Consider the following 13,635-nt stretch of genomic DNA (forward strand, 5'->3'; position numbering starts at 1 on the left):
GTCGACGGTCTCGATCGCGCGGCTGGTGGGGTGACCGGGGGTCAGGCTCGGACTAGTTCGCGGAGCTGGTTCCCCAAGGCCGCCGCGTTGTTCGTGGCCCGTCTGGGCATCGCGCCATTGACGAACGCGGGTCGGGAGCCGGAGCCGATGGGCGCCAAAGGACTCGGTTGGAACATGGGCTCGACGGTTCGTCGTTCACAACCAGCCGTTGCGGCGGAAACCGCGGTACAACAGGAAGCACACGAGGGCCATGAGCGCCAATGCGAGTGGATATCCGATGGCCCACTTCAGTTCCGGCATGTGGCGGAAGTTCATACCGTAGATCCCGCCGATCATCGTGGGTGCCGCGATGATCGCGGCCCACGCCGAGATCTTGCGCATGTCCTCGTTCTGCCACATGCCGATCTGCCCCAAGTGAGCATCCAATATGGACTGTAGGAGCTGGAGGGTGCCGTCGATCCCGGACGCGACGCGCTTCGCGTCATGCGTGACCGAACGGAAGTACGGCCCGACCTTGGTATTGCCGTCGAGTCGCCCGTCGAGGACATCCTCGGTGACCGGCATGAGGGGCAAGACCGCCTCCCTGAATTCGAGGGCCTCCCGGTACAGCGAGTAGATGCGGCCGACCATGTCGACCCGATCCTCACTGAGGACGAAACGCTCCACTTCGGAGATCGCCTCCTCGAGCTCGGCGGCGACACGGTTGTATTGACGCACGACCGTGTCCACGATCGCGTAGACGATTCCGACCAGGCCGTACGACAGGACGTGCCGATCATCGGCGTCGCGCAGCGCCGCGATCGCCTCCTCGGCGGGGTCTCGATCGCCGTGCCGGATGATGATCAGGGCCCCGTCCGTGATGATCAGCACGACGTCTCCCGTCTCCACGTCGGACGTCTCCGCCAAGAACCACAGGGTCTTGATGACGATCACCGTCGCGCGCTCGTAACGATCGAATTTGGACCTGTGATGGGCGGAGAGTGCGTCGCCCCGCGCGAAGTGGTTGAGCCGCAGCGCGTCCGCGACCGGCGCGAATGCCTCGGCGCTCGGGTCGGAGATGAGAAGCAGATGGAACGAGCCCTTCGGCACGTCGACGGCGAAACGTTCCGGATCCGCGTCGGGGGCCTCCTCGATGTCCTCAGCGAGCTTCCAACAGGTCCAGTCGTGAGCCATCCGGTCACTCCTTGTCCGCCGTCCGCCAGCCGCAGCTTGCCACGAGCCTCCCCGCCGGGGTGCGAACGACACACCGGCGAGAGACGTCATTCCCCGCGTCGGGGAACGCGTAGCTCGGGCGAGACGGTCGGGTCCCACTCGAACAGCGCCTGACCGGTCGCGGCGTAGTGGGCGCGCTTGGCGCGAGTCCGGGCGTCGTACGCCGCGTTGCCCGTCATGCCGTAGACCTCGACGACGCGGGGCGGATCCTCGTCGGTGAGCACGAAATCGGGAAGAACGAGGTCGCGGGACGCGTCGAAGCGCAGGGGCTTCAGGAAGCGACGACCCGCCGCCGTCAAGGCTGCGGCCATCGTGAGCTCGTGCCGGGAGTCGATCGGGACGTAGTCGCCGGTGCACGCCATCAGCGCCGCGTCGTGCAGGGTCAGGTGGTCACCTCGGGCCTTCGGATTGCGGGTGACGGCGTAGACCCCGACGGCCCGGACGCGCTCGCCCGGCGGGGCGTCGAGACGGGGGACGGCGACTGGATAGGACCGTCCGATTCGGTCGGACAGCTCGCCGGTCGCGTAGACGACGAGATCACGCAGCTGCCGGATCCGCCACTGGGTGCTGTAACGGCGTGGAACCAGGCCGTCGAGTTCGCCGATGATCAGGCCGAGGCGATGCCGCGGGCCACCGAGCCGAGTCGCGAACTCCCGATACTGTCCGAGGTGGACGTCGTGTCGGGTTCGATCGAACGGCGGCACGACGAAAGTGTGCTTCGCCAGCGGATCGCCGTCGACTACGACGTCGCCGATCTCGTCGACGAGCCGTCCCGCGCAGGCGGACCACGTGCGGGGCCGCCCCGGACGCCAGGTGTTCAGCCCCGCCGATTCCCACAGGTAGTGCAGAAGACCGAGGAGCGTCATCGTTCCGCGAGCGCGCGAACCCGCCGTCCTGGGCACCGCCGCACGCGCCGGTGACGCCGACACCGAGACGGCCGTCAGCGCCAGTGACAGGCGAACGAGCACGCCGCGTTCGGTGTCCGCCAAGGCATCGGCGGAGTACTGGCCACGCCCGGACAACGCCGAGACGGGGCGAGAGAAAACGCAGTCGGGATGATGACGGTCGGCGTCGCCCGGCCATCGGGCGACGTGGAAACGCTCGTTGCGGGCGCGGAGGACGAGTCGCGGCCACGGATCGACGCACTGGCAGTACCCGTGGCCGACCTCCGCGCGGGCTCGGCGACACAACGCCACGTACCGTCCGGGATCGCCGCGCAGCGCGCCGAGCTCCACAACGGAACCCGCGAGTTCGATCCGACCCAGACCCGTCACCGTCTTCTCCCTCCGCTGCGCCGATGCTATATCGGTGCCCCGCCCCACGAGCCGACGCGCGACGACGTCCGCGGATCTCCTATGGATACTCGACGACGGACGGGCTATTGGCCGCTCTTGGTCCAGTAGATGATCTGGTCGCCGCCGTTCGCGGTCGCGGACAGGCGAACTCGACCGTCCTCGACGGAGTCGGCGGGAACGTCGAAGACGACGGCGCCGGTGATCGTCTCCCCCATCTCGACGACGCCCTCGAGCTGTTCGCCGACGTCGCTGGGGATCTGGTGATACTCGGTCCCATCCGCACCGACCAGGCAGAACAGATACTCCGTGTTGTCGTGCCCCACGGGGTGGGAGCCCATGAACACCTCGACGGTGACCTCGGCGATGACGAGGGTGCCGTTCTCGCTGTCCGCGTCCTCCTGCGAGCGCACGGCTGTGACCGCGTAGGTCGCTTCGAACGGGTCACCATCGATCGTGCCCGACAGCGAGACGGGCCCTCCGAATCCGACCGTGAACTCACCTCCGGCGGGACCGTCGTCCGAGGGGTCGCCGTGATCGTGGTGGTGATCGTCGGCCGTTGGGCTCCGCGCCGCGTCGGGCGACTCGGAGGAGCAACCGGAGAGCGCCCCGACCAGGGCGATGAGGGTGGCCACGACAGCGATCGGCGATCTCATACCGCCACGGTACGCAATCTGTAAAGTATCTGTCAAGTTTTACATACGTCGATGTCTAGATCGCCTGGACGCCCGCCGACAGTCCACCCACGACGATCCCGACCGAGGCGATCAGCGCCAACGTCGGCCAGATCCCACCGGATACGACGGCGGTCTCCCCCGCCACCAGAACGGCACGGCCGCCGGCGGTGACCGCCCGCAGGGAACGCCACGCCGCGAGGACGACGACCGGCGCCCCGACCAGCGCGACGGCGACTCCGCCCACTACGGCGCCGACGATGATCCACAGTAGCCACATGACGTTCAACGCGGTCCCGACGATCAACACGGCGGCAAGACGAGGGGCCCGAGAACGCAACGGCGGCATGGTGTCGAAACGGGTCGATCCGACGATCGACTCCGCCCGCGCGGCGACCCAGGACAGCGCGAAGGCGGCGGCGACGACGGCCATCGGAACGACGAGCGCGCCCAACTCGTGGAACGCCGCCCGCTCCCCCAGCCCGGACAGGCCGACCGCCAGCGTCGGCCATCCGGCGGCGGTCGTCGCCGCACCGGGTGCGAGCAGCAACTGGGCGGTTCCGACGGCGACCACCAGGACGGCGATCCACATCGGCATCATCGGCGTCGTGGAGAGGCCCGACCACGCGAGAACGGTCAGCGGCGGAACGGCGACCAGCAGCAGCGCCATGATCGGCGCGGCGTAGCGGTGCACGGCGTCGACGCCGAACGGGGCGATGAGACACGACGTGCACAGCAGACCCATCCAGGTGAGCGCCCCGAGAACGGAGCCGTCGTCGCCGAACAGCGTCGCGCACGACCACACCAGGCCGCCGGTCAAGCCCGACGCCACGAGCGTCAACGCGGTGCGACGGGCGGCGCGGGTGCGTCCCGCCGCGACCAGGACGGCGGCCAGGAGCGGCTGCGCGAGGACGACCACCCAACCGGCGCGCCCGAATTTCTCCGGCGCACCGACGGCCGTGACGGCGACGCCGATCCACAGCGACGCGGCGGCGACGATGACCCGGGCGGTCTTGTCACCGAATCGGTGTCGGCGAACGGCCTCCGGAACGTCGGCGATCGCGCCCGCGAGCGCCAGCGAGCCGAGGCCGCACAGGACGATCAGCGGTGCGGCGCCGTAGACGCCCGACGTCGAGGCGACGAACCCGGCCGCGATGAGGGAGGCAAGTGCCGCCAGTCCGCCGGTGATCCGGTTCCATCCGAAGGCGGCCACCAGCACCGCGACAGTCGCGAACGGCGCCATGAACAACATTGACAATCCCTCGAATCCACACCGACGCCCGGAGACCGGCCGACCGTCGTCCGAGCCGGGGATCGGTGGACGTCAGCCGGAACGACGGCCGCGCCACGCGGCGACGGCCTGGTCCTCGTCCACTGTATGCAACGGGACGGGCGGCCCGTCCACGGGACCGATCAGGGCGGCGCGCAGGCGCTTGTTCAGTCCTTCGAGATGCCGACGAACGGCCTCCTCCTCACGGAGCGCGTCGAGCGTCGTCTCGAGATCCTCGAGTTCTTTGCGCAGTGCGAGCGTCGTGGGCAGAACGCCGGTGATCTTCTCTCGCGCGAGCCACTCCTTCAACCACCAGTCCTCGGCGAGCGGCTGACCGGCGTCGCGAAGCGGTTTACCGGCGCCCGGCAGATTGTCGAAGGCTCCGCGTTCGGCGGCCTCGCGGATCTGTCGATCGATGGCCGACTCCCAGTGATGCATCTGATTCACCATCCGTTCGGTGGCGGGGCTTACGAGCCTAGTTGACGTATTCACGATTCCGGTGGTGCGCCCAGCAGCGGCCAAAAGACACCATGCCCGCTCATCGGGCTCATCGGCACCGCTCCGCCTGACGCAAGAGCGCTTCGTTGGACGCGCGGCGACGCGGACACCGAACACACACTTGGCACGTCCCATCTCCCGGTCGTCCTGCATCGGGCCACCTCGAGCGAGGGGCGACTGGCGCCCTTGGCTCCCTTATGGATGCTCCTCTCGATCTGGACGCGATGCACGGGAGTGGGTCACGCGACGATCAAGGGCCGCCCGTACGCCTGCCGTCCCGGCATGTCGTAGCGTCGCCGCGACGCCTGAGCACCAGCTCACGCGCGTATGGAAGGGACGTTATGCGCAAGCTCACATACTTCGTCGCGTCGACGATCGACGGTTTCATCGCCACTCCCGAACGTGATGACCCGACCGGCCACTCGGCGGGGTTCTTTCTCATGGAGGGCGACCACTTCCCGGGAATGTTCGCCGACTATCCCGATCTGTTGCCGACCGTCGCGCAGGAGATGTTCGGAGTCGCGGGTCCCAACCGCGCCTTCGACACGGTGGTCGAGGGTCGCGTGTCCTATGAGGGCGGGCTGAAGGCCGGCATCACGAACGCGTACACGCATCTACGTCACATCGTGTTCTCCACGACCTTGACCTCGCCGGACGCGACCGTTGAGGTCGTCGGCACGGACCCGGCCGCGAAGATCCGCGAGCTCAAGGCGGAGGACGGCCTGGGCATCTGGCTCGTCGGCGGCGGGACCCTCGCGTACTCGCTGCGGGACGAGATCGACGAGTTGATCGTGAAGTTGCACCCCTCGGCGCTCGGTAGCGGGGCTCCCATGTTCGACGGTCCATTCTCGCCGCAGGCGTTCACCCTTGTGGATCTTGTTCGTTACGAGTCCGGTGTCGTCATTCTGAAGTACGCCAAGCGCTGAACGGGTCGCGGCGGCTTCCGCCGACTCACCGGGTGAGCGGCGGAAGCACCACCTCGGCGATGTCGCCGAGCACACGGACCTGCTCGGGCGTCAACAGATCGATCAGGTGACGCCGCACCGAGGCCACGTGCCCGGGCGCGGCGGCCACGAGCGACGCCCGTCCCGCGTCGGTGAGTGCGATCCAGGCTCCCCGGCCGTCCTCCGGATCGTCTTCCCTACGAACGAGACCACGAGTCTCCATTCTGGTCAGATGGTGCGAAAGTCGGCTGCGGGACCAGCGCAACGCGGCGCTGAGATCGCCGACGCGCACCCGACTGTCAGGATCGTCGCCGAGCTGCGACATGACGTCGTAATCGCGGCCCGAGAGCCTCGCCTCATCGGCGAGATCCTTGTCAATGCGCGCGTCGAGGAGCTGGCGCATTCGCCGGTACCCGAGCCAGGCCCGCATTTCGTCGTCGTCCAGCCAGCGCGGTGCGTCATTCATGAGGTGACGTTAGCAGCTTGTTGACACGTCATGTACCCTGCAGATAGTTGACACATCAACCACGTGAGGCTTCCCATGACATCACCCCTTGAACTGCGCTTCCTCGTCCTGTCCGCGTCGACGCGCTCCGGCTCCCTCAACACTCGACTCGCCCAGGTCGTCGCCGACCGACTCGCCGGTCACAACGTCGGGACCGTGACGGCGAATCTGCGAGACTTCCCGCTGCCACTATACGAAGTGGACGTTCAGGAACGTGAGGGGATCCCCGAGGCGGCGCACCGTCTCGGCGACCTACTGCGAGAGACCGACGGTTTCGTCATCGCGTCACCCGAGTACAACTTCTCGATGCCCGCGATCCTGAAGAACGCCATCGACTGGGTGTCCCGCATCAAACCCTGGCCGTTCACCGGCCGCAATGGACTCCTGGTCTCCGCTTCGCCCGGGGCGCTGGGCGGATATCGCTGCCTGGCGGCGCTCCGAACACCGTTGGAGGGCCTGGGGGCACGGCTCAGCTCCGGCATGTACACCCTCCCCAAAGCGGACTCGGCCTTCGCCCCCGACGGGTCGCTCGCCGACGAGTCCAACCGCGATCGCCTGGCCGCGTTGGTGTCGACCTTCGTCCAGGAGACCGAGGCGAACGCCCACTACCACAAGCTTCGCCAGAAGGTGACGACGTGAACCTGGGCTCGCGCGACCCATCGACGAGCCACAGCGCGCGGCGGATCGTCGATCACTCCAACGTCGAGGATCACCGGGGCGTCGGTTCCAATGCCGGGTCGCCGCCGACCGCCCCCACCAGGAACCGTTGCGGCGCAATGGCCATCGAGGCTCAGAGTGGCCGAGGCGGGCCCCCGCCGCGATCGATCACCCTCAATCGGGAACGCTCCCGACGATTGGACGGTGCGAAGCGACACGTGAATCGGCCCATGACCGAACGCGCTCGATCGGCCTTCGACGGGGCCGTGCGAATCGTCCGATCGCTCCACAACGAGGTGGCAACGCGTCGCTCAGCGACCGTTGCGCCGCAGCACGCTAATGGCGTTGACGGTCACGACCCCCCGCCATTCCGCTGTGGCGGCGCCCGCGGGTGGTTCCCAGGTCAGTCGCCAACCTCCGTCATCGGACTGACCGGCGGCGAGCGCGTCGAGATGCGCGGCTATCGCGTCGGAGGGGAAGAGCTCCCGCGTCGGGTCGTCCGGATCGGGCGCGATGTCGAGTGGGGACACTCCGTAGTCGGCGGACGGGTACAGGTTGAAGAACCGCAGATCCTGAATCCGGGCCGCGATCGTGGCACGGTGGGCGTCCGCCCACTTTCGGTCGCGGGCGGCGCCGAGGAACCTCAGCAGATTCTCCAGCGCATGCCCATCGAAGTCTCCAGTGGATACCAGTCGGTCGATCTCTTTGACGCAGAACGCCTCCGCGCGATCGAGCCAGTCACCGTGTACACCGAGGGCACGTAGCCGAACGACGATGTTGGCGGTCGGGTTGAGCCCGGCCGGGAAACGGCAGTCACCCCAATGCGCGGCGCGCGGGTGGTCCGCTGCCGCGGGCGTGACGATCGGAACGCCGCCTTCCTCGCTGGTGACGGAGGCCAGGAAGGGAACGAAGCCGGCGGTGAACCGAGCAATCCGGCCGGAGACGGCGGCGTCGTCCGCGTGTCGTTGAAGGCGCTCGGCAACCGCCAGACCGAAGTCGATGGCCAGTGGTTGGCTCTCGGGCGCGCGAACATCGGGTTCGAGTGCCTGCCCCAGAGCGCCGTCCGCGTTGCGATACGCCTCGAGAGCTTCCAGGGCGGCCAGGGCGGCCCTGGCTCCCGATTTACGTCCAAATTCGAGCTCGGCGACACGGCGTTCGAGCAGCCGCGCGTGGGTGTACACGAAGGTCGTCGCACGTTCGAGCATGTTGGCGGTCATGATGTCGACCCTATCGCCGCCTTCTGCCGGGCCGTGTTGGACGGCCGAACGCCTCACCGATCGAGCGGAAGCGAACCGGAACGTGGGCACCTCCGTGGTCCGGTGGAAATGCTGATGGCGGCATGGCACCGGCAGTCCGGTGGCTGACACGTGACCGCCGCCTCGTCGAGCGCCGAGTCCACGAGCGAACGTACCGACCACCCCGGCTCTCGGCAGCCCCGATCAGTGTCGCCCGATCGGGTCGGCTTCGACGAGAGCACTTGCGCCACAACGATAATCTGGCGATAGTGACGCGTAAAAGTTCGCACCCCCATCGATCCGGAATGTCCACAGATGCCGCGCACACCGCAACGTTCGCCTCTGTCCGCGCAGACCACGCTCGCCCGAGTCATCGTCCCCGCGCTCGTCGAACGGTCGCCCCGGGACCGCCCCTTTCTCATCATCGACGGGCCGCCCGGTTGCGGACGCAGCCGCGCCCTCTCCGAGGTCCGGGAAACCTTCGCGGCGATACCGACGGCCATGTTGACGACGACGCACCCCGTGCCCGACGACGAGTCGCTGCCACAACCGTCGGGCACCACGTTCCATCTGGCCCGGATCGCCGGCTGGTTGGCGCTGCATCCCGACGCCAGGCGCTACGGGCTCACTCAACTCGACACATTCCTGTTCTTTCTGTCCGTGTCGATCGACCATCATGGCGCCGTCCTGACCTCCGCCGACCTCGACCAGATCATTCGCGGCGCGAACCGGAATCGCGCGACCTCGTCACATGATCGTTTCGCCACACCGGTCGATCTACTGGCATTGGTGGCGCAGGCTGCGGGTGTGGACGTCGATCCGGCGATCATGCACGGGATCATCGATCGTTACCGCGCGAGCGCACGCGTCCGATCGCGTGTCGCCCAACGATTGTCCGCGATGACGACGATTCCGGGAGGCACTCCCAAGGAGAAGCTGCGCGCGTTCCTCGACGCCGACGGGCGAACCCGGGAGAAGGCCTTCTGCGAGGCTTTCCTCCTCGATGTCGCGGAGTTCGGCGCGAGGCGTCGTCGACGACTCGACCGGCGGCGGATTCCGGCACCCCTGATCCTCATCGACGACGTCCGATTGGACGACCCGGTGCCCGCCGCGACCGCGACGGAGCTCGCGGCCCACGCCCGAGGTCGTCTGCTTCGGCATCTCGCGGAGCTCCTCGCCGCTCACCATGATCCCGGAGAACCGGCGTGGGCACCGATCGCCGTCGTCGCGAATCTCCATCGCGGCGGACCTGCCGAAACGGCCGCCGGGGACGCCCCCGATTTCGGCACCGACCCGGTGGACGTCGTGCCGAAGGCCGTGACGTCCCTGGCCGCCAACGGTTCCGCCACGCGATCGTGGTTCCACGTACTGCGCTACCCGGAACCGTCCAGAAACGACATCGAGCGGTTGCAGCCGGTGAACGACGGCATCGATCGGTATCCGGCGACGTTGATCCACTGGATTCGCCTCGTGAGCGGCGGTGGCATCGCCGAGATCGTCGCCCTGCACGAACGGCTGCTGGAGACCGGCGTCGCCTACGGTGCCCCCGCCGAGTCCTTCGTGGCGGACTCCACCGCCCGGGTCGACTGGCTTGAGTCCGGCTTCGCCTCCGAGGACGGCGACGAGGCGCCCTCGTCCCGCTTCATAGACCCGGGCGACGCCGCGCTGATGTCACGACCGCAAGAGAAGCGTCCGACCCCGGAGGACCCGACGATCGGCGCCGACGGGAGACGGCTGGCCCCGTCGAGCACGCCGGCGCGGCGCCTGTGGTCGTCATATCGTCGGCAATCCGCACCCCGTCGATGGACCATCGCCACAGCGCTTGCTCTGCTGATCGCGTCCATTCCGGTCTACGCGATCGTCAACGACGACAGCTGCGCCGGGGAGCCGGACGTGTTCAAAGCGGGCGAGTACGACGAGTGTGTCGGCGTCACCGACGGGGCCTACGTCTACGATCCTCGATTCAGGACGATCTTCGCGCTCATCAAAAAGGAGAACGACCGCGTCGCCGCGGCTGGGGATCACGTCACGATCGCGTTCGCGGCGCCGATGACCCGGTTCGACGCCAATCCGAACACCGACAACGCGAACTGGACGATCCACCAGCTGGAGGGGGCCTACCTGGCGCAGCTCGCCGCGAACCACTCGACCGTCAACCGGCCGACAAAACTCGTCAAGCTCGACATCGTCAACCTCGGTTCGGGCGCGTCGTCATGGGAGGTGGTGGCGCGGCGACTGATCGAGAGGAAGGACTCCGGGGTCGATCGGCTCGCGGGCGTCGTGGGCCTCGGGTCGAGTTACGCGACGACCAAGTCGTTCATGCGACGGCTGTCGGAGAACCACATTCCCATGGTCACCGCCGTAACGACCGCCGACAACTTCGTCGACGACATGGACTACGCGTTTCGCGTGGCGCCCAGCAATTCGGACGAGGTGAAGGTCCACTCCGCCTATCTGATGGCCGACCCGACGGTCTCGACCGCGATGCTCGTCGCCGACGCCAACCCCGACGACGACTACTCCTCGTCGCTGGCCGCGGCCTTCCGCACACACTTCCAAGGGAACGGTGGGAACATCAGCCGCGAGAAGACGTACAACTCGGCCAATCCGGGAGTGGTCACGAACCTGCGCGCGATCGTCAGCGACGTGTGCGCGGAGCGACCCGATGTGGTGTTCTTCGCCGGACGTGCCCGAGGTGACCTGCCCGATTTCATCACTAAACTGGGCGATCGGACGTGCCTCGACTTTCCGGTCCGCATCGTGACAGGCTCGGACGCGTCGCATTTCCCGACCGAGGCCGATGGCGAACGCGACCTGGAACTGTTCCGGCTCATGGGGGACGCCTCGATCTCGGTCGAGTTCCCGAACCTCGCGCACCCGAACCAATGGAAGCAGACGGTCCCCAACGACGGGTTGGACGAAGGTCACCGCGAGCGTTTCGACGCCAACATGCGCGAGTTCGTCAAGGATTACATCACGTACTTCGACGAGGAGCCCGAATCCCTCGTGGACGGTCAGGCGATCATGAGCTTCGACGCCACGATGTCGATGATCACCGCCATCCACGAGGCCGATCCCAGGGACCTGACGACCGGCTCGGTCAACAACGCCCTGTTGAACCTCAACGGATGCAGCGCACCGACCGGAACGTTGAGCGGCCTCGTCGAATTCGACCGCAACGGCGACGTCATCAACAAGACGATGGTGATCCAACGCGTCGACGGGGAGGCCGTGCCCCAACCAATCCGGCTCGTCTGGCCCGACGGGGACCCGACGGTCCTCGGCCAAGACTGCTGACCCGACCCGTCGGGCCGGGAAGCGACGACGACGCAGAGAACGTCGGCGCACCAGTCGAACCGGGACACCGGGACGGGCTATGACAGCCGAGGCCGCTTCGACACGACTTCGCGGCCCTCAGCGCCCGTCGGGTCGACGATCGGTTCAGGACCTGTCGGCCTCGACGTTGGCGACCATCCGACGCAGGACCTTGAGCGCCGCCACGTACTCGACGTCGCTGATACCGGCGTGGACGGTCGCGCGCAGGTCCGTCGCCAGCGCGCGCAATCGTGCCCTGGCGGCCTGACCCGAGTCGGAGAGACGCAGGCGCTCCTCCGCGTCCACCGTCAACCATCCCCGATGGAGCAGCTGGTCGACGACCCGGGAGATCTCGTGCGGACCGTCCGCCAGCGGCGTCAACTGGGCGACGACCTCGTGGCGCGTCGGCGGGACGTCTCCGGCGTTGACACGGTTGAGCACCCAGTACTGCGGCTGGGTCACGTCGATCCTCGCCATCGCGTCGCGCAGGTACGCGGTGACGACTGAATGCGCGAGACCGCTCCAGTAGCCGACCGGTTGGCTCGCCAACGCGTCGTCGGCGACTGCGGGGTCGGCCGGGGCCTGATCGGTGATGGTCTTCGTCGACGGGTCCATGAGCGCGACCCTAGCTCGCGACACCGGATGCCCACCGCGACACACGGCCGTGGCCGCCACCTGACACGCCGGGAACCGTCGGTTCAGATCCACACGTTGTCGTTGACGGAGCCGAGGCTCGCACCCGAGAGTCGACGGTGCAAGGCGATCGCCTGCGCCTCGGTCAGCGACGAGACGTGATCGGCGGCCGCCCGCAGCGCGTCACCGTGGTCGTCCAGTTCCTCCGCGCGGTCCGGCGGCAGCAGGTCGACCGATTCGTACGTCCACACCAGGAGGTCGGAGACGATCCGCTCCTTGCCGTGTCGTTGCGTCGCCAAAGCGGGCCGTTCGATGACATAGCACCACAGCAGTTCCTTCAACAGTTCGCACAACTGGCGATGCTCCTCCGGGACGACCAGCCGCGCGCCGTAACGAATGGCGTCCTTGCCTCCGACGTCAAGGCTGATGCCGCCGGTCAGGTAGTCGATCAGCTTCGCGGTCCTCGTGTTCACCTCGACGCCGTCGGCGTGCCTACCGCCGAAGGGGGCGGGGACGATCCACCAGCGGCCGAACTCGGCGAGCAGTTCGGCCGCGGCACCGCGATCGAACGGTCGACCGAGTCGGGAACGCTTCGCCTCCACATAATCCAGGAACCGACCCAGTTCGCGTTCGGACTCGGCTCCGGCCCCACCCGGCGGCGGGAACAACGCCGCCAACGGAATCAGGCCGGTCCGGTAGAAGTCCTCGGTGTCGTGGCAGACGTAGGTGATGTCGTCGGCCCAGTCCATGACCTCCTCCTCGACGGGCCGGACGTCGCCCGTGCGACCGTCCCGTACCCAGTCGAAGGCCGCGCGGTCCGCCGCGTAGACCCCCCACTTCGTGTGCCGCTCGGGATCACCGTCGGCGGGGCCACGCTGCCACGGGTACTTGGTCGACGCGTCCAGGCACGCACGGGTCAGGTGCAGGCCGCGCAGTTTCGCCGTCTTGTGCGCGGCGAGATAGGTCAACACCCGCAGGTTCTGGGCATTGCCCTCGAAACTGTCCACAGGGTCCGGTCCGCCTCGGATCACGTCCATCGCCTTGCGCAGAGCCCGCTCCCCCGTGTGCCCGAACGGCGGATGCCCGATGTCGTGGGCCAGGCACGCGGCCTCGACGAGCGCGGGGCTCGGACCGCCGTACTCCCGGACGAAGCGTTCGGCCATTCGACGACCCAACTGGGCGACCTTGACCGAGTGCGTCAGTCGAGTGTGGTAGATACCGAGCTCGGCGCTCGCCACGACCTGGCTCTTGCCCGCTAGCGCTCGCCACTGCGTCGAGTACAGGATTCGGTCGACGTCGTGCTCGAAACCCGATCGTTCATCCTCAGTGGCGTATCCGAGGGCGTGCTGTTCTCGGTCGTGGCGGCTGTACTCGGCGGGGCGCATGCGCGTCATGCTACG

The 13,635-nt window shown here is 67.7% G+C and carries 12 protein-coding genes; 3 read left to right on the forward strand and 9 right to left on the reverse strand.

Annotation, left to right across the window (positions count from 1 at the left end; genetic code table 11):
- Positions 1–195: 195 nt before the first annotated feature.
- The 5 genes from ACM9NP_RS04705 to ACM9NP_RS04725 form a co-directional block, all read right to left on the reverse strand.
- On the reverse strand, positions 196–1,173 hold the full coding sequence (locus ACM9NP_RS04705) for a magnesium and cobalt transport protein CorA (protein WP_415645335.1): 978 nt from the start codon (positions 1,171–1,173) through the stop codon (positions 196–198).
- A gap of 86 nt (positions 1,174–1,259) precedes the next feature.
- Positions 1,260–2,486 (reverse strand): DUF1173 family protein, encoded by a 1,227-nt coding sequence (locus ACM9NP_RS04710; protein ID WP_415645336.1) that lies wholly within the window; start codon positions 2,484–2,486, stop codon positions 1,260–1,262.
- Between the two features lie 104 nt (positions 2,487–2,590).
- On the reverse strand, positions 2,591–3,160 hold the full coding sequence (locus ACM9NP_RS04715; RefSeq protein ID WP_415645337.1) for a hypothetical protein: 570 nt from the start codon (positions 3,158–3,160) through the stop codon (positions 2,591–2,593).
- Positions 3,161–3,215: 55 nt separating this feature from the next.
- Positions 3,216–4,430, reverse strand: coding sequence for a hypothetical protein (locus ACM9NP_RS04720; RefSeq protein ID WP_415645338.1), 1,215 nt, complete (start codon positions 4,428–4,430; stop codon positions 3,216–3,218).
- Between the two features lie 72 nt (positions 4,431–4,502).
- Positions 4,503–4,886 (reverse strand): DnaJ family domain-containing protein, encoded by a 384-nt coding sequence (locus ACM9NP_RS04725; protein ID WP_415645339.1) that lies wholly within the window; start codon positions 4,884–4,886, stop codon positions 4,503–4,505.
- A 401-nt stretch (positions 4,887–5,287) separates the two neighbouring features.
- On the opposite strand from ACM9NP_RS04725, the gene ACM9NP_RS04730 reads away from it, so the two are divergent.
- A complete protein-coding gene (locus tag ACM9NP_RS04730) occupies positions 5,288–5,872 on the forward strand; it encodes a dihydrofolate reductase family protein (RefSeq protein ID WP_415645340.1) in 585 nt (194 codons plus the stop codon).
- 25 nt (positions 5,873–5,897) lie between these two features.
- Here ACM9NP_RS04730 and ACM9NP_RS04735 read toward each other — a convergent pair whose 3' ends face one another.
- On the reverse strand, positions 5,898–6,356 hold the full coding sequence (locus ACM9NP_RS04735) for a MarR family winged helix-turn-helix transcriptional regulator (RefSeq protein WP_415645341.1): 459 nt from the start codon (positions 6,354–6,356) through the stop codon (positions 5,898–5,900).
- Positions 6,357–6,431: 75 nt separating this feature from the next.
- Between ACM9NP_RS04735 and ACM9NP_RS04740 the strand changes: the two genes are divergently transcribed.
- Positions 6,432–7,034: an NADPH-dependent FMN reductase gene (locus ACM9NP_RS04740; RefSeq protein WP_415645342.1), complete on the forward strand. Its 603-nt coding sequence runs from the start codon at positions 6,432–6,434 to the stop codon at positions 7,032–7,034.
- Between the two features lie 329 nt (positions 7,035–7,363).
- On the opposite strand, the gene ACM9NP_RS04745 is transcribed toward ACM9NP_RS04740, so the two are convergent.
- Positions 7,364–8,269 carry a hypothetical protein gene (locus ACM9NP_RS04745; protein ID WP_415645343.1) on the reverse strand — a complete coding sequence of 302 codons (906 nt, stop codon included), beginning with the start codon at positions 8,267–8,269 and terminating at the stop codon, positions 7,364–7,366.
- Positions 8,270–8,602: 333 nt separating this feature from the next.
- Here ACM9NP_RS04745 and ACM9NP_RS04750 point away from each other — a divergent pair, with 333 nt between their 5' ends.
- Positions 8,603–11,584 carry a hypothetical protein gene (locus tag ACM9NP_RS04750; protein ID WP_415645344.1) on the forward strand — a complete coding sequence of 994 codons (2,982 nt, stop codon included), beginning with the start codon at positions 8,603–8,605 and terminating at the stop codon, positions 11,582–11,584.
- 144 nt (positions 11,585–11,728) lie between these two features.
- Here ACM9NP_RS04750 and ACM9NP_RS04755 read toward each other — a convergent pair whose 3' ends face one another.
- Positions 11,729–12,217, reverse strand: coding sequence for a MarR family transcriptional regulator (locus tag ACM9NP_RS04755; protein WP_415645345.1), 489 nt, complete (start codon positions 12,215–12,217; stop codon positions 11,729–11,731).
- A gap of 83 nt (positions 12,218–12,300) precedes the next feature.
- Entirely contained in the window at positions 12,301–13,620 is a 1,320-nt protein-coding gene (dgt, locus tag ACM9NP_RS04760) for a dGTP triphosphohydrolase (RefSeq protein WP_415645346.1), read from the reverse strand.
- Between the last annotated feature and the right edge of the window lie 15 nt (positions 13,621–13,635).

The organism is Stackebrandtia soli (genome assembly GCF_965137155.1).
Lineage (GTDB): Bacteria > Actinomycetota > Actinomycetes > Mycobacteriales > Micromonosporaceae > Stackebrandtia > Stackebrandtia soli.